Origin of the sequence: Iodobacter sp. CM08 (genome assembly GCF_033446605.1) — a bacterium.
In the GTDB taxonomy this organism is placed as follows: Bacteria; Pseudomonadota; Gammaproteobacteria; order Burkholderiales; family Chitinibacteraceae; genus Iodobacter.
In genome coordinates, this window is the sequence record NZ_JAWQUO010000010.1 from 36319 (window position 1) to 61912 (window position 25594).

Annotated in this window: 19 protein-coding genes and 1 pseudogene; 14 read left to right on the top strand and 6 right to left on the bottom strand. The window is 46.4% G+C overall.

The features are described 5' to 3' along the window. Window positions 1–289: 289 nt before the first annotated feature. The 5 genes from R6242_RS07185 to R6242_RS07205 all read left to right on the top strand — a co-directional run bounded on the left by R6242_RS07185 (window position 290) and on the right by R6242_RS07205 (window position 7044). Window positions 290–1474, top strand: coding sequence for a cation:proton antiporter (locus tag R6242_RS07185; protein WP_318425570.1), 1185 nt, complete (start codon window positions 290–292; stop codon window positions 1472–1474). Window positions 1475–1479: 5 nt separating this feature from the next. After that, window positions 1480–2619, top strand: coding sequence for a YbdK family carboxylate-amine ligase (locus tag R6242_RS07190; RefSeq protein WP_318425572.1), 1140 nt, complete (start codon window positions 1480–1482; stop codon window positions 2617–2619). Window positions 2620–2716: 97 nt separating this feature from the next. After that, window positions 2717–4336 carry a flagellin gene (locus tag R6242_RS07195; protein ID WP_318425574.1) on the top strand — a complete coding sequence of 540 codons (1620 nt, stop codon included), beginning with the start codon at window positions 2717–2719 and terminating at the stop codon, window positions 4334–4336. A 556-nt stretch (window positions 4337–4892) separates the two neighbouring features. After that, the gene (locus R6242_RS07200; protein WP_318425576.1) at window positions 4893–5825 is read left to right on the top strand and encodes a dihydroorotate oxidase; all 933 of its coding nucleotides are present in this window, start codon (window positions 4893–4895) and stop codon (window positions 5823–5825) included. A 151-nt stretch (window positions 5826–5976) separates the two neighbouring features. Then, window positions 5977–7044, top strand: coding sequence for a type II asparaginase (locus R6242_RS07205; RefSeq protein WP_318425578.1), 1068 nt, complete (start codon window positions 5977–5979; stop codon window positions 7042–7044). An 85-nt stretch (window positions 7045–7129) separates the two neighbouring features. Here R6242_RS07205 and R6242_RS07210 read toward each other — a convergent pair. The 5 genes and pseudogenes from R6242_RS07210 to astA all read right to left on the bottom strand — a co-directional run bounded on the left by R6242_RS07210 (window position 7130) and on the right by astA (window position 13611). Further along, window positions 7130–8440 (bottom strand): annotated as a pseudogene (locus R6242_RS07210) (SGNH/GDSL hydrolase family protein). A gap of 162 nt (window positions 8441–8602) precedes the next feature. Then, window positions 8603–9610, bottom strand: a complete 1008-nt coding sequence (gene astE / locus R6242_RS07215) for a succinylglutamate desuccinylase (protein ID WP_318425580.1) — start codon at window positions 9608–9610, stop codon at window positions 8603–8605. A 163-nt stretch (window positions 9611–9773) separates the two neighbouring features. Continuing rightward, window positions 9774–11111 (bottom strand): N-succinylarginine dihydrolase, encoded by a 1338-nt coding sequence (astB, locus tag R6242_RS07220; RefSeq protein ID WP_318425583.1) that lies wholly within the window; start codon window positions 11109–11111, stop codon window positions 9774–9776. Between the two features lie 4 nt (window positions 11112–11115). Beyond that, complete coding sequence (astD, locus tag R6242_RS07225; RefSeq protein WP_293934288.1) at window positions 11116–12582, bottom strand: succinylglutamate-semialdehyde dehydrogenase; 1467 nt, start codon at window positions 12580–12582, stop codon at window positions 11116–11118. A gap of 3 nt (window positions 12583–12585) precedes the next feature. Next, complete coding sequence (gene astA, locus R6242_RS07230) at window positions 12586–13611, bottom strand: arginine N-succinyltransferase (protein ID WP_293934291.1); 1026 nt, start codon at window positions 13609–13611, stop codon at window positions 12586–12588. A 580-nt stretch (window positions 13612–14191) separates the two neighbouring features. Here astA and R6242_RS07235 point away from each other — a divergent pair. From R6242_RS07235 to R6242_RS07265, 7 genes are all read left to right on the top strand, one after another. Continuing rightward, window positions 14192–14509: a lipid asymmetry maintenance protein MlaB gene (locus tag R6242_RS07235; RefSeq protein WP_293934294.1), complete on the top strand. Its 318-nt coding sequence runs from the start codon at window positions 14192–14194 to the stop codon at window positions 14507–14509. 50 nt (window positions 14510–14559) lie between these two features. Beyond that, the gene (locus R6242_RS07240; protein ID WP_318425586.1) at window positions 14560–16743 is read left to right on the top strand and encodes a chemotaxis protein CheA; all 2184 of its coding nucleotides are present in this window, start codon (window positions 14560–14562) and stop codon (window positions 16741–16743) included. 17 nt (window positions 16744–16760) lie between these two features. Next, window positions 16761–18362: a methyl-accepting chemotaxis protein gene (locus R6242_RS07245; RefSeq protein ID WP_318425588.1), complete on the top strand. Its 1602-nt coding sequence runs from the start codon at window positions 16761–16763 to the stop codon at window positions 18360–18362. Window positions 18363–18374: 12 nt separating this feature from the next. Beyond that, entirely contained in the window at window positions 18375–18938 is a 564-nt protein-coding gene (locus R6242_RS07250; protein ID WP_318425591.1) for a chemotaxis protein CheW, read from the top strand. Between the two features lie 12 nt (window positions 18939–18950). Beyond that, window positions 18951–19409 (top strand): chemotaxis protein CheD, encoded by a 459-nt coding sequence (locus R6242_RS07255; RefSeq protein WP_318425593.1) that lies wholly within the window; start codon window positions 18951–18953, stop codon window positions 19407–19409. A gap of 212 nt (window positions 19410–19621) precedes the next feature. Further along, the gene (locus tag R6242_RS07260) at window positions 19622–20737 is read left to right on the top strand and encodes a chemotaxis response regulator protein-glutamate methylesterase (RefSeq protein ID WP_318425595.1); all 1116 of its coding nucleotides are present in this window, start codon (window positions 19622–19624) and stop codon (window positions 20735–20737) included. Between the two features lie 5 nt (window positions 20738–20742). After that, window positions 20743–21972, top strand: coding sequence for an EAL domain-containing response regulator (locus R6242_RS07265; protein ID WP_318425597.1), 1230 nt, complete (start codon window positions 20743–20745; stop codon window positions 21970–21972). A gap of 74 nt (window positions 21973–22046) precedes the next feature. Here the strand turns inward: R6242_RS07265 and rmuC are convergent, their stop codons facing one another. After that, complete coding sequence (gene rmuC, locus R6242_RS07270; protein ID WP_318425600.1) at window positions 22047–23522, bottom strand: DNA recombination protein RmuC; 1476 nt, start codon at window positions 23520–23522, stop codon at window positions 22047–22049. Between the two features lie 67 nt (window positions 23523–23589). Between rmuC and flgA the strand changes: the two genes are divergently transcribed. Both flgA and R6242_RS07280 read left to right on the top strand, forming a co-directional pair. Continuing rightward, a complete protein-coding gene (gene flgA / locus R6242_RS07275) occupies window positions 23590–24267 on the top strand; it encodes a flagellar basal body P-ring formation chaperone FlgA (protein WP_318425602.1) in 678 nt (225 codons plus the stop codon). Between the two features lie 93 nt (window positions 24268–24360). Continuing rightward, window positions 24361–25590 (top strand): DUF1615 domain-containing protein, encoded by a 1230-nt coding sequence (locus R6242_RS07280; protein WP_318425604.1) that lies wholly within the window; start codon window positions 24361–24363, stop codon window positions 25588–25590. The last annotated feature ends 4 nt before the right edge of the window (window positions 25591–25594 follow it).

The following is a 25594-nucleotide window of genomic DNA, read 5'->3' on the forward strand; positions in this document are numbered from 1 at the left end:
ATATAAAATAGGCAATAACATCTATCCTATTAAGATTGATTGATGTAAATTAGGAATCAATTCTGACAAAAAATAATTAACTTACTAAATCTTATTTACCTATTTAAGGTAATCGCCTCGCCACTAGTAAGCCACCTCTCCCATGGCTCACTTAAGCGGTTTTTAATACACGCTGAAAAATCTTCCCGATCAGCTCACATCTTCACCTTACGGTTACTGAATATCAAATGCCGCTTGATCGTAAAGATTTTTTCTTTATGTAGCCTTTCGGCAAAAACAGGACCTTAATATGTTTGATCTGACGCTAATTTCATCTGAGCTAGCATGGCCTATCAGCTTGCTTATCGCTTGGTTTGCAGGCGAATACGGCTATCGCTGGGCAAAAATCCCCCGTATCAGTAGTTACGCCATCGTGGGGTTTTTATTAGCCTCATCGCAAGCGGGCCTGCTACCCATCGGGCAATCTAACAGCGTGCTATTGCTGAGCAATGTAGCCTTTGGCTTAATATTATTTGAAGCGGGATATCGGATTAATTTGCGCTGGCTCATCCACAACCCATGGATAGGCGTTACCTCACTAACCGAAGCCACACTGACTTTTGCTGCGGTTTATGCTCTGGCTAGTGGCTTTGGCGTGGCATCTACCAATGCTCTGCTACTGGCGTCCCTCTCTATGGCCACCTCTCCTGCGGCCATTGTGCGGGTGATTAACGAGCAGCGTAGCGCTGGGCAAGTCAGCGAGCGCTTATTGCATCTTTCTGCCCTTAATTGTGTATTAGCCGTGTTTGTTTTTAAGATTGTCGTTGGGCTACTGGTATTTGAAACCACAGGCAATATCTGGCACGCAGCATCTAGCAGCTTACTGGTTTTAGCCGCATCGGCTTTGCTAGGGGGATGCTTAGGGCTGATTATGCCCTTGCTTTTGCGTGGCATTAAATGCCCTAATCAAGACAACACTTTGGCTTTTGTGATTGCCCTTGTGCTACTGGTTGCACTCAGTGAAAGCCTGAAGCTTTCTGCCGTGTTAGCCACCCTGACTTTTGGCTTAGTGGTGCGCCATCGTCGCCTAGAGTTTCACCCTGTGCAACGTGGCTTCGGTGCTTTAGGTGATTTACTTTCTTTGCTGCTGTTTGTCTTCATTGCCTCCACCTTACAGTGGCAGCATGTCATCTCAGGCATGGGCCTAGGTTTAGCCATCATTGCCACGCGTATGCTGGCTAAAATGTGCGGCATCAGTGTTTTTGCGCATATTAGCGGGATTTCCTGGCGTAAAGGCATGCTGCTTGGCATCGCCATGAGCCCTATGTCGGCCTTTGTGATTCTGATGCTGGAGCAAACCCGCCACCTTGGCATTAATCTGGCAGATCAGCTTATTCCACTTGCCTCTGCGGCACTGATTTTAGAAGTCTTCGGCCCCATCATCACCAAGCAGGCCTTGATTTGGTCGCATGAAGTCCCTAAAAACAAGGAATAATCACCATGCCACTCGAAGCCTTCAATACCTCGCAATCACTCAGCCTTGGGGTGGAGCTTGAATTACAACTCGTCAGCCTCAGTGATTTTGATTTAAGCGCATCCAGCCCAGATTTACTGGAGCTATTAAACCGCCTGCCTTTTCCCGGCAATGTTACGCCAGAAATCACAGAAAGCATGATCGAGGTTTCCACCGACATTCAAACAGAATACCCAAAGCTGCTCTCACAGCTACAAAATATGCGCGATACGCTAGTAAAAGCAGGCGATAAACTCAATATTGGCGTCTGCGGCGGGGGCACACACCCTTTTCAACTTTGGTCTGATCGACGCATTTTTAACAAGCCTCGGTTCAATGAAGTTTCTGAACTGTACGGTTATCTAACCAAGCAGTTCACTATTTTTGGGCAACACGTGCATATCGGCTGCACCAGCGGCGATGAAGCGATGTTTCTACTGCATGCGCTAAGCCGCTATGTGCCGCATTTTATTGCTTTATCGGCCTCCTCGCCATTTGTGCAAGGCAATGACACGCTATTTCACTCTGCACGGCTTAATTCTGTATTTGCTTTTCCTTTAAGCGGCCGCGCGCCATTTTTGCTGCGCTGGGAAGACTTTGAACAACAATACTTTGCAAAAATGGCGTTAACTGGCGTTGTCAAAAGTATGAAAGATTTTTACTGGGATATTCGCCCCAAACCCGAGTTTGGCACGATAGAGTTACGCGTCTGTGATACGCCGCTATCTGTGGAGCGAGCCGCCGCACTTGCTTGTTACTTACAAGCCCTTTGTCGCTATTTACTCGAGCAATATGAAGCGCCGCCAGTAGAAGATGATTACCTTGTTTATAATTACAACCGCTTTCAGGCCTGCCGCTTTGGTCTAGATGGCACGCTGGTTCACCCTAAAACCTATCAGCAAACTAGCTTGCGGGAGGATATCGGCAATACCTTAAATCGCATCCAGCCGCATGCCGCTGCATTAAATAGCATCCCTGCTTTAGAGCATATTCATCAATTAATTATCAGTGGTGATGACGCCACTTTTCTGCGCCACGAGTATGACAAGCGCAACAATACAGCCGGCATGGTTAATGCTGCGATACAGCGGTTTCGCTATGGCAGCAATGCTTTTCCAAACAAATAAGCCGCCGCTTTGCTTATTAAAAAAGAAAGATTTGCTAAAGCCATTTAGAATAATACCGATATAAATACCTCGAGCAAGCTTATGCTCAGGATTGGCTTTGCAAACCATCAACACCAATTTGGCTGCGCTCATGGTGCAGCGCAACCTCGAAAAATCACAAAATTCGCTGCTCACTTCCTTGCAGCGTTTATCCTCTGGTCTGCGCATTAATAGCGCGATGGATGACCCGGCAGGCTTAGCCATCGCAGACCGGATGGGCGCAAAAATACGTGGGATGACGCAAGCAAGACGCAATGCCAATGATGCGATTTCTATGGCGCAAACGGGCGAAGGCGCAATCACGCAGCAAATTGATATCTTGCAGCGCATCCGCGAGCTGGCCGTGCAATCAATAAATGGCAGCAACTCAAATGCTGATCGTCAGGCCATGAATGCAGAAGTGATGCAGCTGGTAGCCGAGCTAGATCGAATTGCGCAAACCAGTGAATTTAACGGGCAAAAATTATTTGATGGCAACGCTTCAAATACGGCGTATCAAATCGGCCCGAATGCGAGCAATACCCTTAGCATTAATGCGCCAAACTTACGCACCCATCAGTATGGTAGTTACTTACTTGGCTCAGGCGCGGGCAGCGGTATTTTAAGCTGGAGCCACGCTTTAACCGGCACGGATCGTTATTTTGATGGCACATCGGGTACGGTCAATGTAGCCAGTGGCGCAATTCTAAGCGCTGGCACGCTCAATATAAATGGCGCACAAGTTAGCTTACTAAATACCGATATGGCGAGCACTATTGCGGCCAAGATTAATCACAGCGCAGCAGGCGTGCAAGCCTCAGCGCGCACCGAGGCCATGCTTTCCCTTGGCTCTGGCCACTACGATTTAATGGTGGGATCTAAATCCAGCGCCTTCACCGCCGTTCATTTTAATATCAACGATGATAATCAAAATGGCCAGATTGATCGCGATGAATACGCCGCTGCCATTAATGCTTTTAATGCCAAATCCTCTAAAACCGGCGTGCTGGCCCAGCTGCAGGCGTTTTCTACCACAGCGGGCGAAACGTCATATGGCATACAACTACTCAATGAAGAAGGCAATAATATTGTTTTAGCCAGTGATGCCGCTGCCACTAATGGCTTTGGTGGCGGCGTTTCTATCTGGAATTATGATCCCTTATCCTCTAGTGGCAGTATTCAGCGCCGAATCGAATCGGTACTAAATATACCCAGCTCGGGCAGCGTTAGTTTTGCGGGGCAAGTTAGGCTAAGTGATTCCCATGCATTTAGCATCAGCAGCGATAGCACGCTAGAAACACGCAATGGCGTTATTTATAACGGTGCAAATAATGGCGCACTTCTGCCCAATGCTTTGATTCACTCAATCTTAAGCGCTGTTGATAAACTGGATATATCAAGCGTCAATAAAGCGATCCAAGCCCTAAGCATAAGCGATCAGGCGATGGAAACCCTCAATGCCGAGCGCTCTAAACTTGGCGCATTCCAAAACCGCATGGGGTTTACGATGGCCTATCTGGATAACAGTATTGAAACCACCAGCGCTGCCCGTAGCCGCATCATGGATGCAGATTTTGCCGCAGAAACTGCATCACTGGTGCGCTCGCAAATTTTAATTCAAGCAGGCACAGCCATGCTCACAATTGCCAATGCCATGCCTAATCAAGTACTTAGCCTACTAAAGACGATTGGCCGCTAAGCTTGTTTAGCATTGAGACACACAGACGTTTAGCCACCAATAAAACACCATTATTGTTGCGATCACGCAAATGTGGGTAAATTAATAAAATCAATATCACGGCCATTATGTTTAATGAGTATGAAATAAACAGTAAACATCGCTAGTAATAAAGACATTGCTTATTTGACATGCTTTCTCTGTATTTAAAGCAAGTAACCTAAATAATCACGGCGCTTTTACCCGCCAAATAGCGGATAAACAGAGGTAGATTAACAATTATTCATACCTAAACATGCAATCTAAGCCCACTGCTATTGCTGGCTACAACTGCAATTCAACTAAACACGCAGCATATATCTAAGTGATTGATAGCCCGCTATTTAGTGCGTAGCTGACTTCAATTCAAACAATTAATGCAACCTCTCCTTTTACCTTTTAGATTTGCGGCCACGGCGCGGTAAAAACCAGCATAAATAACAAGGCAGCATTACCCCATTTCTTGATATCGCGCACATTTTAAATGCCCGCTCTCTTCTATGATTGAGTTGACTTAAACTCCTATGAAAAGCCGACCATGCTCGACCTCTCAACTTTTTTCCTTGGACGCCCCCTAGCTGCGCCGTTGATGAACGCGTCAGGCGTTTGGTGCAACGTAACGAATCAGCTCAATGCGCTCGCAAAGAGTGAAGCGGGCGCAATGGTGACTAAAAGCTGCACGCTGGTACGCCGAGATGGTAACCCAGAGCCGCGTTATCACACTTTAACCATGGGCAGTATTAATTCAATGGGTTTACCTAATGAAGGCCACCTTTATTATTTAGATTATGCTCAACAGCATGATTATGAAAATAAGCCTTTGTTTTTTTCTGTTGCGGGCTTAACGCTAGACGATAATTTAACAATGGTGGCGCAAATTCAAGATGCCTACACGCCTGCCATAGTGGAAATCAATCTATCCTGCCCAAATGTGCCTGGCAAAGCACAAATTGGCTATGATTTTGAAGCTTTAGATGTCATCTTGGCAGAAATTAGTTCTGCCTATGCTCGCCCTTTTGGGGTAAAGCTGCCGCCCTATTTTGATATTGCGCATTTTGATGAAGTGGCAGAGATATTAAATCGCTACGATAAGCTCGCTTTTATCACCTGCATTAATTCAATTGGCAATGGCTTAATGATTGATATTAATAGCGAAACTGTGCTTATTAAGCCTAAGCAAGGCTTTGGTGGGATTGGTGGTGAGTATGTATTACCCACCGCGCTTGCTAATGTCAATGCATTTTATCGCCGTTGTCCTAATAAATCTATTATTGGCTGTGGCGGTGTTAGCACTGGTGAGCATGTATTTATGCACTTATTAGCCGGTGCCAGCATTGTTCAAGTGGGTACGGCATTGTATGAAGAAGGTGTAGATATTTTTGCGCGATTAAAAATAGAGCTAGCACGAATCATGCAACAAAAAGGCTATCAGAAAATTGAAGAATTTCAAGGAAAATTAAAAGCCATTTAAAAATAAAAACTAATACATATCCCTATTGATAATCCCATCCGTCTACGCTTATTATCTCTCGGCGCGTTATAGCGTGGCTCTGTAAATTTCAGTTTTTATATTGGATATGTGTAGTTTTATCAGTAACTACACTCCAGCTTGGAGGAATAGCATGCGTACTCAATGTCTTAAAACGGGTCTTACTCTTACCCTCATGTGTGCAGCCTTTGCTGCTAGCGCCGCCGATGCACTTCCTCGAGTGACTATTTTAGCCACCGGCGGCACCATTGCGGGTACGGGAGCCACTAGCACCACAACGGTAGGCTATACCGCCGCAAAAATCGGTGTAGAGCGTTTGATTGAAGCAGTGCCTGAATTGCAAAAAGTAGCCCACGTCAAAGGCGAGCAGGTTTTTCAAATTGCTAGCGAAAACATGAGTAACGATCACTGGCTAAAGCTTGCTAAGCGCGTGAATGAAGTACTTAAACAATCCGATGTAGACGGGATTGTGATTACCCATGGCACCGACACCATTGAAGAAACGGCTTACTTTTTGAATTTAGTGGTTAAAAGCAAAAAACCTGTTGTGATTGTAGGTGCAATGCGCCCTGCCACCGCTATCAGCGCGGATGGCCCTATCAATCTTTATAATGCAGTGGCTTTAGCGGGCAGCAAAGAAGCGGTAGGTCAAGGTGTATTGGTGTCTTTAAATGACGAAATCCAAGGCGCACGCGATGTCACCAAAACCAATACCATGACTGGCAATACCTTTAGAGCGCCAGAGCTAGGTAGCCTAGGTTATATGGTATCGGGCCAAGCTAAATTTTACCGTAGCAGCACGCGTAAACACACCAGCGAAACCGAATTCGATGTAAGCCGCCTAGAAACCCTGCCTGCTGTGGATATTGCTTACGGCTCGGCCAATGCTAACACCCTCGCAATTGATGCATTTGCTGCCGCTGGCGACGTAGGGATTGTATATGCAGGTACGGGTGATGGCAGCTTATCCACCCCTGTGCGGGCACGCCTTACCGAACTACGCCAAAAAGGCATTCATATTAATCGCTCATCCCGCGTAGGCAATGGTCCTACCGTTCGCGGCGGCGAAAACGATGATGATAAAACCGACTTCACCGTATCCGATACTCTTACCCCGCAAAAAGCCCGTATTTTGCTGATGCTGGCGCTGACTAAAACCAAAGACAGCAAAGAAATTCAACGCATGTTTTACACTTACTAAACCAAGCATAAAATTAGTCTGAATTTAGTTAATAAAAAACCGCTGCAAGCATCAATTTGCAGCGGTTTTTTTATGCGTTTTTATTTTAAAGCATTGGTAAATTGCTAAAGTTTTTCCTAACAAACTCACTCGTAAACTGGCCCAATAAGCGATGAGTATGCGTGGTGGGGTGCATATTATCCCAAAATACAAATTCATCTGGATTGGAGCATTCTGGGCGTGGTTTTTGTGCCTGCATATATACGGTGCTGGCCGTAGAATTAATATTTAAGCAAGATTGCGTGGCATTTTTTACATTGTATTTACTAGGGTGATCTAATAAATCAGTAAACATGGTATTGGTATCAAAGAGTTGAATATTTAAACGTGCCCCATGTTTAACCCGCAGCGCTTTTAATAACAGAGCGAGCCGCTGATTGTAATCAATCACTTGCGCCGCCACTTTATCCGCGTCATTACGCATTTTAAATACCGGCACTCGCGCTATATTGGGTAGATTAAGTAGCAATATATTGCTGCCGCCCGCTGCAATCAGCTTATCTAAAGCCGTGGTTTATGCCGTAATCAATTGATCGACACTACGGCCATAGTTTAATAAATCATTCCCACCAATAAGCATGGTAAACAAAGTATTTTCGGGACGATATGCTGGCGCTTGTGACATATATTCCGTCCAAGACTGCACCTGTTGAATAAGCCCTGGCACCACTAAATGCGTATCCGCTGCAGAACCGCCAATAGCCCAATTATAAAGAGGCAATTTTAAATTGTCGGCTAAATACTCAACCCAAACATGGTCATTACTAAAACGGCCAATAAACCACGCTTTTGAATTTGGCAATTTCCACATTGAGGCGTTATACATATTTTGTGTATCAGAAAGACTATCACCAAAGGCAATGACTTTATTGAGCGTATGACTTTGCGTTGCCTGATCATTAGTCCATACCGTGGCATTAAACGATAGAGCATTATTGGCCGCGGCCACCAGTGCCACCGGCGTTTTAACGCCCAGCTGACTTAATGTTTGTCTACACACGCTGCTTAGGGTTTCTTGGGCTACATCGCTATAAAACATATTCTTCCACTGGAATTGGCCATCTGCCCACCAGTTGCCATAGAGCTTGTAATAAGCACCGCTACTTGGATCCGTCGCCCAAGCATAAGTTGTGGCAGGCTGACTTAACTCATCCTTTAGCCGGTAATAGCAACGCAAATAGGTGTAAGTGTAACCACCTAAGCGCATTGCCCTAGCGGCTGCGGGGGCATTTCGCAATTCTGCGGCACTGAGTGGTTTTTCCGCAGATAACACGCCACCTAACTGCGCATCAGGGCTTTCATCGGCAAAAACTACGGCAGAAGAGATCAGCATGCTAGTTAGTAATAAATATCGCATCGATGCTTATCCACTCAGAATATTATCATTCACTTATACTAATCCAACCCCAAAGCACAACCTATACCTTGAAACACCCATACACAGCCAATAAAAAAGGCGAAAAGCTTGCTGCTTTTCGCCTTTAAAATAACTAACAATCAAACGCCGCCTTAAAACCGATTACCGCGCATAGCCTTGTGCAGGAACAATGACCAAAGCGGCGCGTTGGCCGATGCTGATATCTGGGTTAGGGAAGATCAATCTGGCATCTGCCTCATCTACCACATGCTGAATATCCCCCTCTTCGGCCAATAGCGTACCAAGCGGCAATGGGGCAAAGTTATCTGTATGGGCATCAATGCGTAAGGTAAATGCATCGCTTTGCTTGATAATCTCGCGCGAAACTTTAAACAGGCGGATATGCGCCGGAACCACCTCGCACTCTGGTAACGCCCCACTGATCATGTTTTCTAAATAAGCGTGCATTTTACTTAGATCAAGCACCGCGTTCTGGCCAAAGGGCATGGCTCTGCCCAGCTCGATCGTAAACGCTGCGGCCCCACAATATTGGCTAGAAAAGAAAGAAAACGTTGTGGAGGTGGTGGATTGCATGAGCACCGCATCTACCCCAGCAGCAGCCAAGCGCGCCACTTGCAAGGGCTCAAAATTACGCCCATGAGGGGGCAAGGGGTAGATGGCAAACTTTTCAATTAATGAGCCATGAATAGCCGTGTGTAAATCGTAATGCAGGCGCGGCTTACCGTCCTGAATAGAGCGAGAAAAAAACCGCATCAGCTGCATTTCCAGCATTGCAGCGCGGCGCGCCTCCATGCCATCTTCTACCTCGGGCCTGCGACAGAATAAGCGATTCATATCCTGCTCAATGCAGCGCACCCCTTGGCGCATTGCCTCAACATTGCCAAATATGCAGAGTACGCGGGCGCGTACGCGCAGCTCACCGCTTAGAATTTGACTCACCAACTGATCTAATAGCTCGACCGGAGCGGTTTCATTGCCGTGTATCCCACAGCTTAGTACCACATCTAATTGCCGATCACTGGGGTCTTTAGGCTCAAAGCGGATGACGCCCTCGTCCATGACTTGCACATGGGTGCCATTAGGTAGGCAATAAGGCAAGGCAATCGACGTTTTTCCTGCCAAGATTTGTGCTAAAAAAGAAGGATTCATTTTAGGTCTATGTCTTTGGTAACTTAATGAAGTCTAGGCCTTGTTGGTGTTTTTTTCACGCTAGCAAACATCAATAGCCTTAAGCCCTTCTGCAGCTAGATATAATGTAAGGGCCCAGCAAGTAGCACCCTTACATTTTGTTGCTGCATATCAGTGATATTAATCAGCTTAACTGACAAGGGTAAATTGAGCCTAAATGTAAAATCTGCGTTAATTCATCCAAAGCCGTGCGCACTTCAGTCATTAACTGAGGGTCAACCAAATCCGCTTCGGTCAGGCGATCACGGTAGTGCTGATCCACCCAGTTATTTAGGCGGGTAAATAATTGATCGTTCATCCAGATATGTGGATTCACTGCCGCCAGCTCTTGCTCTTGCAAAGCCACGCGTAAACGTAAGCAAGCTGGGCCGCCGCCATTTTGCATGCTTTGTTTTAAATCGAATACCATTAATTCAGCAATTGGCCCATTACTGGCCAACATCCCTTGTAAGTATTCCCAAACCGCTGGCGTAGCGCGGCATTCATCAGGCACAACTAAGTTTTGACGGCCATCGCCACGCGCTAATAATTGGCTATTAAATAGGTAGGACTTCACCGCGTCCGCCACACTCACTTGAGCCAACGGCACTTCAATCACTTGTAAGCCACCACCCAGCTTAGCGTCTAGCTCGGCGTATACGGCGGCTTGGCGCAAGAATGCAGTTTCGTGGCTAAACAAAACATTTTGATTGCCCACCGAAATCACATCATTATGAAATACACCCGCATCGATCACTGCGGGGTTCTGCTGAGCAAAGACTAGCTTATCAGCGCTTAAGCCATGTAAGCGGGCAATCGCCTCCCCCGCTTCACGCGTTTGCCTTGCGGGGAATTTCTGCGGCTCAGTTTCACCCCCCCAATGCTGACGGCCATACACAAAGAACTCCACCCCAGGCTTGCCGTAGTCATGGCAAAAACGGGTGTGATTGGCCGCGCCTTCATCGCCAAACACCGCCTGCATAGGCAGAGCATCATGATGGGCAAATACCGCATCATTATTAAACATCGCTTTAAGCGAGCGCGTGGTTTGCCCGTGCTCAATAGCGCGGTGAAATTTATTTTGTAAATTTGCCGCCGTAAAGTGCACACGGCCATCGCGGGTGTCGGCCGAAGGGCTCACCGTTGCAGCATTGGCGGTCCACATACTGGATGCAGATGACACATTGGCCAGCAAGCCTGGCGATGTTTTGGCGACCGCAGCCAATACCGCTGCATCATCCCCAGCAAAGCCTAGCTCACGCAGTAAGCCAATGGCTGGGCGCTCTTGCGGCACAAATACGCCCTGCTTATAACCCATATCGGCCAGCGCTTTCATTTTGGCGAGACCTTGCTTAGCCGCCTCACGCGGATTGGCGGCTTTATTGGCATTGGATGTGGAAGCCACATTGCCAAAAGAATGACCGCCGTAATGGTGGGTTGGGCCAACTAAACCGTCAAAATTCGCTTCAAAACTCGTCGACATGTATTTATTCCTTTCCAATGACCATGCCCGGCGGCAATTTTGCGGGCATAACAAGTAATTCTGATTCTAAAGAAGCAACAGGATAAGCACAGTAATCTGCTGCGTAATAAGCGCTTGGGCGGTGATTGCCACTCGCCCCAATCCCACCAAAAGGCCCAGCACTGGATGCGCCCGTCAGTGGTTTATTCCAATTCACGATGCCTGCGCGGGATTCGCGCCAAAACACCTTGTAGCGCTCATGGCTATCGGATAAAAGCCCCGCAGCTAAGCCAAAGCGGCTGCGATTAGCCAAGCGAATAGCCTCATCAAAATCAGCATAGCGCTGCACTTGTAATAAGGGGCCAAAACACTCTTCATCAGGCAAATCAGCCACATCGCTTACATCAATCAATCCAGCAGAAAGCAGCGCAGTCGCGGCATCTAAGCGGCGCATTTCTAAAAGCATTTTACCGCCTTTTGCCAGTAGTTGGCTTTGCACTGCCAGCATATTATCAACCGCCACCATCGAGATCATTGCCCCCATAAAAGGCGGAGGCTCGGCATCCCAAGCACCCACCCTAAGCTCGGCACTGACTCGCACTAGCCGATCTAAAAATGCATCACCCCATTCGCCCTTAGGCACAAATAAGCGCCTTGCGCAGGAGCAACGTTGGCCTGCCGAGATAAATGAGGACTGAATAACATGATGAATTGCGGCGGGAATATCTCTGACTTCATCCACAATCAAAGCGTTATTACCGCTCATTTCAAGTGCTAATATTTTATCAGGGCGGCCAGAAAACTGCTGATGCAATAAATGGCCCGTGGCCGCACTACCAGTAAAAAACACGCCATCCAAACCGGTATGCGCCGCAAGCAATGCACCTGTTTTGGGGCCGCCTTGCAGCAAATTAATCACTCCAGCGGGTAAACCTGCCGCCAGCCATAGCTCAACCGTTTTTTGCGAAGTCATTGGGGTAAGCTCAGATGGCTTAAACACCACCGTATTGCCAGCCAGCAGCGCAGGTACAATATGCCCATTAGGCAAGTGCCCAGGAAAATTGTAAGGACCAAGCACCGCCACTACCCCATGCGGGCGGTGCCGTAACACCGTACTGGCATCGCCCTGGGTTGATTCTTTACGATAGGTGCGCTCTTCAAAGGCACGAATAGAAAAATCAATTTTACCCACCATGCTGGCCACTTCCATCGCCGCTTCCCAGCGTGGCTTGCCTGTTTCTAAACCGATGGTTGCGGCTAATTCATCTAGGTTGGACTGCAGTAAATCTGCAAAGCAGCGCAGCACTACGATGCGGATACTCAACTCCGTATCGCGCCACGAGGCAAACGCAGCCCGCGCAGCGCCCACCGCAGCATCGACCTCATGCAAGGTTGCGGCATTGCCCACCCAAACGGCTTGCTGACTAACAGGATTGCGCGAAGTCCACGCCTCCCCTTTGCCAACCAACCAGCGCCCATCGATTAATTGCATGCACTACTCCTTAGCAGAAAGCGGTACGGCGCGTACGCTATCTCCATTGGCAATACCCAATTGATCTAAGCTGGCTTGGCTTAATTGCAAGCTGTGCTTGGATTTATGCGCCATAGCAATAACACAGCGAAACCCCAATAGCTGACGATTAGAAACCAAGTACGGCACACCACCATCAGCGGCCACATCGGCTAATTCAGCGGCATAACAATGACTAGCCCGCACCGCGCGAATTTGATTTAAATCGCACTCCAGCGTTGGGCCGGCATCAAAAATATCGACATAACCTTGGTAGCGAAAGCCTTCCGCCTCCAACATGGCTCGTGCTGGGCGGGTTGCACTGTGCACTTCTGCGATCGAGGCACGGGCTTCATCGGATAAAAAGCAGGTATAGATTGGGTGCTGCGGCATCAGCTCCGCAATAAAGGATTTGCTGCCCACATAAGATAAGAAATCCGCGCGGGCAAAATCCATACGAAAGAAATGACGCCCTAAGCTTTCCCAAAATGGCGAGCAACCCGCCTCATCCGAAATGCCGCGCATTTCAGCAATAATCCGCTGCGAAAACCGCTCGGCGTGCTCCGCCATAAATAAGAAACGCGCCTTAGACAACAAACTGCCATTGCCGTCTTTACGGTAGTCGGGTAGTAAAAATAGTGAGCACAGCTCACTTGAGCCAGTCATATCACTATTTAAAAATAAGGTGGCTAGCTGCTTATAAATACCCAGCTCACGGGAGGCATGCACATTTAGGCCAACGCGGTAGTTGTACCAAGTTTCATGCATCCCAACTGCTGCTTCAATGGCAGAAGTGCCGACTATTTTTCCGCTGATTTCATCTTCCAGCACAAAAACATAGCTGGCGTCTGCAATATCTGGCGCCGCCGCATTTAAAGACGCTTCGCTGGCCAGAATACGGGTAGACAAGCGCTCGGGATTGGCTTGTAAGGTAGTTACCCCCACCCCAGCGTCTTTAGCTAAATTTAATAGCGCGGGTAAATCTCCAGTCTCAATTGGACGGATCAACATACAAAAAACTCCTTTAAACCCAGACCTGATACGAACACGAATTCAGGCGCTGCAGGTATTTGATTCATTTCTGAGGAAGTTACTGTCTTCAACCCCAAGCCTCAGGCAATGCCGAAGAGGGATAAACCTATGAGAGCAAAGGTAAATTCAGCGTAAATTCACACTATTTACCCGCAAAACAGAAAGGACGCAGATACCAACAGAGCCTAGAGAGCCTAGCAAAGCCCACCTTGTATTACATCGGGACAAGTCCCAACTGAAGACTATCCTTCAGCAAATAGTGGGCAGTGCAGCATATTGCTTTCAAGTTTGCTTAATATTGACTATGAATAACTCATAGCGTAGCTGACACAAGGCACAGAAATAACTGGCCACAAGCTCAGTAGAGGGCGAATTATCGTCAAGAATGCGTATGGCTGCACCTATTTAAGCACTATGAATTAGAAACGAAGCGGAAACCTAGGGTGATTAAACCAACAAATCACTTTAAAAACCACGCCTTAAGCAATGACTTACATAAGCATACTTACGCGCCACTACTCGCGGGTTTTGATCTCCCGGCTCTAAGCAGGATGCCCTTATGCCGATTACACACAGTACGAACAACAAGCTTTGCTCGATTACGATTAGTGGAGAAATGTCGATTTACACCGCAAAACTGACTCAATCCACCCTAATAGAGCTGCTACAAACCGAAGGCCAGATTCATATTGATCTATCCGAAGTCAGTGATATCGACAGCACAGGAGTCCAGCTTTTACTGAGCCTTAAAAACTTTGCCAATACACAAAACATCCCCCTACAATTTCATGGGCACAGCCAATGCGTATTAGATGTGATCGATCTTTACAATATTGCTGCCGAGCTAGGGGATCCTTTAGTGTTAACCCAACGCTAAAGACTTAGGTTTTCCTTAGAGCGCCGCTCAGGCTGTGCAAGGAGTAAAAAATGGATCTAGACTCCGCTAGAGGTGCGCTCATCGAAGAGGCGCGAGATTTACTGATGTCGATGGAATCAGCGCTGCTGACTATCGAAGACGAAAGTGTCAGCGAGGATGAAATTGCGGCTCTATTCAGGGTGGCTCACACCATTAAAGGCTCGGCAGGGCTGTTTGCTTTAGATCTTATTGTTGATTTTACGCACAGCATGGAAAGTGTGCTGGATTTAGTCAGGAGCAAAGAAGTAACTATTGATGGCATCATGATTTCATTATTGCTACATTGCAAAGACTATCTCAGTTTATTAATTGGTGCTGTAGAAAACAAAACAGAGCATATCGATCCAGATTCAAAGAATCGCAACTTATTATTAACACAGCTCGATTTCTATCTAAATACTTCTAATAGTTTGAAAGTACTAGAAGTAGACAACCCAATAGAAAAAGACCAACAAACCAGCCGAGATGATGCGCACTGGCATATCTCATTACGTTTTGCTAAGCACATTTTGCAAAATGGCTTAGACCCTCTGGCTTTTATTACCTATCTAGCCACATTAGGCAGAATTAGTTATATCTATACAATAACCGACAAAATACCTCCATTAGCAGAAATGGATGCTGAACACTGCTATCTAGGATTTGAAATTGATTTGGAATCAAGTGCCGACAAACAAACCATTGAAAATGCTTTTGAATTTATTAGAAAAGACAGCACTATACGCATTATTGCACCCCATTCAGAAATACAAGATTATATTGATTTAATTCACTCCTTGCCTGAATCACCAAAATTACTTGGCGAAATTCTTATTAAGGGTAAATCTATCACACCATTAGAATTGGAAGAAATTTTACACATCCAAAAATCAAGGCCTGAGCGCCCTTTAGGTAGTATTTTTATTGAAGAGAATATAGTAGCTGCTCCAATCGTTGAAGCGGCACTGATTAAACAAAAACAAAGTGCTGATAAAAAGAGTCAAGAATTAAAATTCATTAAAGTTGAAGCGGGCAAGCTAGATTTGCTTATTAATTTAGTTGGGGAGTTAGTGATTGCAGGCGCGGCGGCCAATTTAATTTCAAAAAAAATCAAAGATCCTAGTATGTTTGAAGCCTGCACTAATCTTTCTGATTTAGTAGAGCAGATTAGAGATGGCGCACTTAATTTAAGAATGGTACAAATTAAAGAAGTTTTCGATCGCTTTCCTAGGGTAATTAGAGACGCATCTCAGGATTTAGAAAAACAAATCGAGCTTAAATTAATCGGCACAGAAACCGAACTTGATAAAAGCATGATCGAAAAATTGAACGATCCATTAATGCATATTGTTAGAAATGCGATTGATCATGGGATTGAGCCACCACACGAGCGTATTGCCAAAGGAAAGCCTGCTCAAGGGGAATTAACGCTGAGTGCTTTCCATGAATCAGGCAGTGTAGTGATTGAGATAAGCGATGATGGTGCAGGACTAAACAAAGAACGGATTTTAAAAAAAGCAATAGAAAAAAAATTGATTAACAAAGATGCAGTATTAAATGAGTATGAGATTTATCAGCTAATCTTTGAGCCCGGCTTTTCTACCGCAGAAAAAATAACCCACCTCTCTGGCCGAGGAGTGGGTATGGATGTAGTCAGACGCAACATTGAACAATTACGTGGCGAGGTAGAAGTATTATCAGAAGAAGGCACGGGCAGTATTTTTAGAATTCGCTTACCACTCACTATGGCTATTATTGATGGCTTTCAAGTACAAGTAGCCAATGCTACGTTTGTGATTCCACTGGATTTGGTTTTAGAGTGCGCAGATCTTACGCCCGAGAGCGAACAGCACAACTTTGTTAATTTACGTGGCAAGGTATTGCCTTTTATTCGCCTGCGTGATTTATTTGATTTGCCCGAAAATACGGCAGAAAGAGAAAGTATTGTGATTGTACAATACGGGCAAAACCGTGCGGGCTTAGTTGTCGACAAATTAATTGGCGAATTTCAGGCCGTTATTAAGCCATTGGGTTTATTATTTAGAGAGGTAAAGGGCATTAGCGGGTCAACCATTTTAGGCACAGGCCAAGTTGCTTTAATTTTAGATATCGCTCAATTAGTGCAATTTGCACACAAGAAATCTCATATAGAACAAACAAGCCAAATACGACACTTAAGCATAAAAACACCCTTATCGCTAATCAACAACAAATAAAGTGCTTGGAGAGAAAAATGTTTTTGGTTAGAAACTTAAAATTAGGTAAAAAATTAATCATAGCCTTTATGGCCATTGCTAGCTTGTCGCTTATAACAGGGATTATTGGCTTAATAAAAATAAACACCATGAATGATTTAATTTCAGACATGTATATAAATCAATTAAAACCAATAAAAGACATTGCCAACGCCAATACTAACGCTATTTACGTGGCTAGAAAACTAAATTTTTACTTAATTGCACACGATAAAGAGCTAAGAGAAAAAACATTTATTGAAATGGGTGCTCACGAAAAAAAAATGTTTAATCTTATACAAAGCTATCAAGCCTCACCACAAAGCCCAGCCACTGCAGATATTTTGCAACAAATTCCTTTGCTATGGAAAAATTTTAAAATTACACAGAAAAACGCTATCAATTTAGCCAATAAAAACAACGACGCTGGTGCCAGTAAAATCATTTTAGAGGAAGTTGGCCCTTCATTTCAAAAAATAGACGATGCCCTATCCGCACTGCTCGATGCCAATGAAGATCGCAGCAAAGCCCTCTTTGAAGATGCACAAGCATTGGCCAATAAAATAAATCTACTCATGTCTATCGTTATTAGCAGCAGTTTTTTAATTGCTATTGTTATTGCGCTATTTATAACCCGACAAATAACCCAGCAAATTGGTGGCGAGCCCAGCGAAGCCGTACGTATTGCCAAACAGGTCTCTGAAGGCGATTTAAGAAATACCAGCACCTTGGTTGCAGGGGATCAATCTAGCGTCTTATTTGCGTTACACACTATGTGCACGACCTTAAGCAATATCATGAGCGAAGTGCATGGCACCTCTGATGCCCTTGCTAGTGCCTCTGAACAAGTGAATGCCTCCTCACAGAATTTAGCTCAAAATGCTTCAGAGCAAGCCGCTAGCATAGAGCAAACCAGTGCCGCATTAGAGCAAATCACCTCAACCATTTCCCAAAATAGCGAAAATGCAAAAGTCACAGAAGGCATTGCAAGCAATGCCTCTAGTAATGCCATCGAAGGCGGCGCAGCCGTAAAAGAAACAGCGCGGGCCATGCAGCAAATTGCTAATCGTATTCGTATTATCGATGATATTGCCTATCAAACTAATTTACTGGCCCTTAATGCCGCCATTGAAGCCGCCCGTGCGGGGGAGCATGGCAAAGGCTTTGCCGTGGTTGCTGCAGAAGTGCGCAAACTTGCCGAGCGTAGCCAAATTGCTGCCCAAGAGATTAGTGAATTAGCCAGCAATAGTGTTAATCAAGCCAGCAATGCAGGCGATAGGCTGGAAGAAATCGTGCCATTAATCAGAAAAACAGCCGATTTAGTTCAAGAGATATCTGCCGCCTCGCAAGAGCAAGCCAACGGGATCGAGCAAATTAATATGGCTGTTAGCCAATTATCACAAGCCACACAAGGCAACGCGGCGGCGGCGGAGCAGCTTAACTCTACCTCTGAAGAGCTTTCGATCCACGCTTCCCGTTTGCAAGAAATGATCGGTTTCTTTCAAACTGAAAAGACCATACACAAAGCTCTGCACAATATACCCACCCTGCATGCATCGATATCCGTAGCTCAACACGACAATCAATTTGTTTCGTATTAAAGGATTACGCCAATGAATATGAATAAATTAAGAAGAAATGGCGAGCTTAAAAACATTGAAGCCGCGCCAGAGGAAAAACAATACCTCACCTTTACCTTGAATCAAGAACTATTTGCCGTTGTTATTCATAGCATTAAAGAGATTATTGAGTATCCTGGCGTAACCGAAGTGCCGCTTATGCCACGTTTTATGCATGGCGTAATTAATATGCGTGGTGCGGTTATTCCCGTTATTGATTTAGCCATCCGTTTTGGTAAAGAGTCCAGCCATCTTGGCCGCCGCTCTTGCGTGGTTATTTTGGAAGTCTTTTTTGCTGATGAATATCATGAAATGGGCATTTTGGTTGATGCCGTTAATGAAGTGTTAGAAATCCCTGCCCATCAAATTGAATCCCCTCCTGAATTTGGCGCAAAAATACGTAGCGAATTTATTGCGGGAATTGGCAAAATTAATGAGAAGTTTGTCATTATTCTGGATGTAAACCATGTTCTTTCTCTGGGAGAAATGAGCTCTATGGTGATTGATGAAATTAATTTCAACCATCCTGCGTTAAGCGCCCCACAAAACGCTGAATAGTGTGAGAGATGCATGTCCACCAAACGCATTTTTTTACTGCCAGGCGATGTACGCTTCGCCCAAGCCCCTGGCTGGCTATACACTATTTTGGGTTCTTGCCTTGCCATTACCGCTTGGCATCCATACAAAAAACACGGCGGGATGTGCCATTTTCAACTGCCTAATTCCAGCAAAAAAGCCGAGCTAAACGGGCGTTATGGGCGTGATGCCTTTTCTCTGCTTTGCCAGCAGATGAGTAAATATGCCAGCCAGCCTAGTGAGTATCGCTATCAAATATACGGCGGCAGCCAAATATTAAAGCTACAGCCCTCAGTATCAATTGGCGCACGTAATATCCAAGCCGCCAAACAGCTGCTTACTAACGCGGCACTTGCGATTGATTTTGAAGACACCGGCGGGCATCAGTCACGCAAAATTGAGCTTGATTTGAGCACTGGGCAAGTTTGGGTACAACGTTTAAATCGAGAATAACAATCAAAAGTACCTAGCCCACTCAATATACAAAAATTACGAACGGATGCGGCAAGAAACAGGCGGAGCTAGAATTTTTGTTAAATGATCTCTACCCGCCTCCAAATAAAACCTTTAGTACATTGTGAAACAGCAAATTTACTCACTCAAAATGCACAATGGATATAAACCCCCTATAACTAAGATTATGCTTATCTAGATGGAATTAAATTATGGCCATTAAAGTAATGATTGTCGATGACTCTGCCGTTGTGAGGCAGGTGATGCTCGACACTTTATCTAAGGCCAGCGACATTGTTGTGATCGGGTCTGCGCCTGACCCTATTTTTGCCCGAGAAAAAATGCAAAAAGAATGGCCAGACGTGATTGTGCTTGATATCGAAATGCCAAGGATGGATGGGCTCACTTTTTTAAAACAAATCATGGCCGAACGCCCAACGCCAGTGGTCATTTGCTCATCCCTCACCGAAAAAGGCGCCGAGATCACCATGCAGGCGCTGTCTGCTGGAGCGCTGGCAATTATCACCAAGCCATCTTTAGGTATTCGGGATTTCATTCAAGATAGCGCTTCAGATCTACTGCATGCTATTCGGGCAGCATCGATGGCCCGCTTGCAACGCCCCCGCTCGCCTCCTACGCCGCAAGCAAATAACCATAGCACGCTTGCAGGCAGCGTGATGCAAGAGCGAATGAGCTCACCCAAATTATCTGCAGATGCTATTTTGCAAGCAACTGGCAATCACGCCTCTATCCAAACCACTCAAAAAATCATTGCCATTGGCACCTCAACGGGTGGCACACAAGCCTTAGAAAGCATTTTGCCTGAGCTGCCCAAAACATCGCCAGGCATTGTCATTGTTCAGCATATGCCCGAAAAATTTACCGCCACTTTTGCAGCAAGGCTCAATAGCTTGTCGCAAATTGAAGTCAGAGAAGCCAAAAGCAATGATCGAATATTGCCAGGCCTTGCGCTGATTGCCCCTGGCGGCAAGCATCTATTGGTGAAGCGCAACGGCACTCAATACCACGTGGATGTGATCGACGGCCCCCTAGTCAGCCGACACCGCCCCTCGGTAGACGTGCTATTTAGATCGGTTGCCAATGCCGCAGGGCGGAATGCGGTGGGGTTTATCTTGACGGGAATGGGCGATGATGGTGCCAAAGGCTTAAAAGAGCTACATGACACCGGTGCGCGCACTTACGCACAAGATGAGGCCAGCTGTGTGGTTTTTGGTATGCCCAAAGAGGCCATCAAGCTAGAAGCCACCGATGAAATCATTGCCCTTGAACGCATCCCTGAAGTCATTACAAAACTGTCTAACCGGTGAAAATAATGTCCAAATTACTCAATGTATTTATTGTTGAAGACAGCTTAGTGCAAAGAATGCACGCCGTGGCGCTTTGCGAAGACATAGGCTTAAATATTGTCGGTGAAGCATCTGATGGTACAGAGGCCTTGCTGTTGCTACAAAACATGGATTTGCCTGACATTATGCTGATTGATTTAGAAATGCCGGGCATGGATGGTATTCAACTGATTCAAGAGCTGGCTCATCAATCCATTCCTGTATCGGTGATTGTATCTAGCGCCAAAGAAGACGCTTTGATTGCTTCAGTGGAAACCATGCTGCAAGCCTATGGCCTACCTGTATTAGGCGCGATTAAAAAGCCATTAACGAGGCCGCAGTTAGATAAAGCACTGTGCCGCTTTAAACCCATCACCAAAGATCAGCTACAAATTAGACCAGAGTTAGTAATGGCCGCCTCCGAGATTGCCAAAGCATTGGTTGAGCATCAATTTATTGCCTATTTTCAGCCCAAAATATCAGTCAACACAGGGGTAATTAAAGGCGTAGAAACCTTGATACGCTGGCAACACCCTGAAAAAGGCTTGGTCATGCCATCGCAATTTATTGCCATTGCTGAAGAGCACGGTTTAATTAATGAACTCACCATGGAAATACTTGACCTAGCCCTGCAGCAGTGCCGCCACTGGCATGAACGTGGCCTAAAGATAACCGTTGCGGTTAATTTATCCATGCTGTCTTTATCGGACTCTAACTTTGCTGAGCAAATTGCTCAAAAAGTGGCCGAATTCAATATTGACCCTGCTTATATTATTTTAGAAATCACAGAAACGGCGGTGATGGGCGATGTGGGCAATGCGTTAGGTACACTGGCAAGGCTTAGGCTAAAAGGCTTTGGGCTATCTATCGACGATTACGGCACGGGCTTCTCATCCATGCAGCAATTATCCCGTATCCCTTTTACTGAGCTAAAAATTGATCGATCTTTTGTCGATGGCGCACATAGCAAGCCGCATCTACACGCTATTTTGGCCAGTGCCATTGAAATCTCAAAAAAACTTAATTTAAAAAGCATCGCCGAAGGCGTTGAAGATGCCGAGGATTTGGTCGTGCTGCAGCAATTAGGCTGCGATGTGGTGCAGGGCTACCTAACGGCAAAACCCATGCCTGGTGATGAATTACTGCCTTGGCTAAAAGCCAATAACCAACACCTGCGCGCGCTATGTAAACCCCCTGGGAGCTCATCCACAGAATAAGTCATAAAAAAACTAGGCCGCTATATCAAAATAGTGGCCTAGTTTTTTAAAAGCGCTTAGCTGCTGTGCAAGCCTCAATCAATCAATGAGGCTTCAGGCTCAACCCCTTCTAGCTTAACCTGCTCAATTTCAATAAACCGGCGCGATATTTTATCGCTGGTGATGCTAACCTGCTGCACGTCATCGTTTGCTTGGCGAATATGCGTGGCCAGCTTTTTCATTCTGTCATCAAAGCGAGTGAACTCTTGCCCCAGCTTGCCAAGTGCTTCTTTAATAATATGCACTTGCTTGCGAGTTTCTACGTCTTTAATCACCGCTCTTGCCGTATTGAGCACGGCCATTAAGGTGGTAGGCGATACAATCCACACCCGTTTTGCCATCGCGTGCTGCACCAGCTCAGGGTGATAAGCATGAATCTCTGCAAATACCGCTTCGGCAGGGATAAACATCACCGCGCCATCTGCCGTTTCATTGGGAATAATATATTTGCTAGATATATCGTCGATATGCTTTTTAATATCACCTCTAAACGCTTTAGAAGCGGCAATTTTATCAATGCTGGTATCAAACATCCGGTGGTAGTTTTCTAATGGAAACTTAGCATCCACCGCCACGGTTCCGGTTGGCTCGGGCAGACGTAAAATACAATCGGCGCGCGTGCCATTAGATAAAGTTGCTTGAAACTCATACACTTGATTAGGCAGCACATTTCTAATTAAATGCTCTAACTGCACCTCGCCAAACGCACCACGGCTGCGCTTATCCCCTAGCAATTCTTGTAAGCTCACCACATTGGTGGTGAGGCCATCAATTTTCTTTTGTGCCTCATCAATCGTGGCCAACCGCGCCATCACATTGGCAAAAGTCTCATTGGTTTTTTTAAAGCCCTCATCCAAGCGTTCGGTAACCTTGCCAGAAATTTCACCCAGTTTGGCATCGGCTGTTTTAGTCAGCTCGCCTACTGTGGCCGTCAATTGTGTGGTGGTCAGTGCAAGCGCATTTTGCAATTGCTCCATTTCACGCACCGATTGTTCGGCCAGCATTTGCGATAGCTTCAGTAGAATTTCTTCCCGCAACGCATCTTGCTTACCCGTAAGCTGGCTAGAAATATCGCCCAATTGCTTCACCACTAACTCACGCGTTTCAGAAAGCGTTGTGGTTAAAGAAAGCCGCATTGTGGATAAAGATTCTGTTTGCGCGGCTTGTAACCTGGTTAAAGATTCACGCGTTTCTTTTAACTCTTGCCCCACCCCGCCACGCACCCGTTCAAACGCTTCGGTCATGGTATCCCGCAGCCGCTCACCAGAGCGCATCACCGCATCAGAAAGCTGAGCCCCCTGCTGGGTTAAGGCAGAGTGCGTGTTTTCTGTCTGCCGAACTAGGCCTTCATGCAAGTCCGACAGCATCTCTCTATGCTTGGCCTCCATGTCTTGCGTCAGCGTATCTAAAACATCTCTTTGTGACTGTGCAAGCTGCTGCAAGCGAGCAACTACCAAAGCACCAGCCAACAAAACCACCAAGGTGGTAATTCCAAACAGTAGATCCAACATAGCTATTTCCTTTGCAGCAACCGCAGGATTGTAGGCGATGTACGGCAGTAAGCCTATAATCACTTGTATGAGACCTCTGTTATTTACTTTATTTACGCTATTCAGCTGCTCGGCCCAAGCAACAGACGTCGCCGCCATTCAGCATGCCGCCCAACAATGGTTGGATCTATCCCTTGCCAATAGCACGGGTGTTCCCAGCTATCAACTCAGCAAAATAGATAGCCGGCTGCAGCTCGCCGCATGTAAACAATACAATGTGGGCTTACCCAGCGGTTATCGTTTGCTCGGCAATACCATGCTACGCATTCAGTGCGTTGACGGTGCTAGCTGGGGAATCAATCTACCGGTGAAAGTATCGCTACTGGTGACTTACTATGTTGCCGCGAGGCCGCTTCCCGCTAATCAAGAAGTAGGCAGTGGCGATGTGATTGCCCAGCAGGGCGATCTTGGCACCCTACCCGGCTCGGTGATTTTAGACCCCGTTCAAGCGATAGGGCGCACGCTGAATACCGCAGTGGCTGCTGGCAAGCCCTTACGCCAAGAAATGCTTAGAGCGGCGATGGTGATTCAGCAAAACCAAAAGGTGCGCATTATTTATCGGGATAACGGCATCGAAGTCGCCAATGAAGGCATTGCCATGAATAATGCCGCCGAAGGCCAGTCTGTGCGGGTTAGGATCAACAATAACAAGCAAATAGTACAAGGCATTGCCACGGCAACGGGCAGTGTAGATGTGAGCGATTAGCCATTATCACCTAAGCGGGCAAGATACAAACAAAGGTGGCAAGCCAGCCGCTTTTGTCCTAAGCTCGCATTTTTGCTTGAATTGGCTCTTATCGTGCTGCCTAGTAAACTAAGCCCTATCCTTCTTTGCTCCTTGCTTGCTGCGTGCGCCAGTGCGCCCATCATCGTGCCCGCGCCACTTCCTAGCCCTATAGCCAGTGCGCCACTTGATGTCATTCCCCCAACGCCAAGCGCCATTCCAAGCCTACCTGCTATCACCGCTCCACCGCCCGTGGTGGTAGTGGTGCCACCGCCTGCGCTTAAATCGATTAGCCAATTAGAAGCACAAACGCTGCTTAATAAACTATTGCCCACCAAGATAAGCGAGCGCAATGGTTGGAAAAACGATCTGCTGGATGGCTTTACTGCACTCAAAATACCTTACACCCCAGAGTATTTTTGCGCCGTGATGGCGGTGATTGAGCAGGAATCGAGCTGGCAAGGCGATCCGCCCGTGCCAGGCTTGGGTAAAATTGTGTGGAAGCAAGTCGAAGAAAAAGCGGGTAAATATCATATTCCGCTGATAGCGGTACAAACGGCGCTGTTAAAAAGCTCACCAAATGGCAAAAGCTATAAAGAGCGCATTGATAAGCTACAAACCGAAGCGCAAATGAATAATGTATTTGAAGACTTAGCCAGCGACGCCAAAAGATTGAGCCTGCCCTTTAATATGAGCAACCCAATCCGCACCGGCGGCCCTATGCAGGTGAGCGTGGAATTTGCCGAAGGCCATGTACGGGCTTGGCCTTATCCTTACGCACGGCGTGGCAGTGTAAGAAGTGAAGTATTTAGCCGCAAGGGTGGTGTTTACTTTGGCACGGCCATTTTGCTGCAATACCCAGCACCTTACAGCAAAATGATTTATCGCTTTGCTGATTTCAATGCAGGCCGCTATGCCAGCCGTAATGCGGCTTTTCAAGCAGCACTGAACAAGCTGACTAATGACAGCATGGATTTAGATGGCGATTTACTGCGCTATGAAAACGGCAACCCAAGCCGCCAAAGCAGCGGCACAGAAAAAGCGCTGCAATCCATGGGTAAACGCTTAAATCTAAGCCATGAAGAAATCCGCCGTGATTTGCTGCTAGAAAAGCTGAGCGGCTTCGGCCAAACCCCGCTTTACCAGCGCTTATTTGCCCTAGCAGGCAATATGCCGCGTGAAGCGCTACCGCAAATTGATTTAAAGAGCCCCAAAATCACGCGAAAACTCACCACAGAATGGTTTGCCAAACGCGTTGATGGCCGCTACCAAACCTGCCTGAGCCGCGCCCCCGCCGCTTTTTAACTTT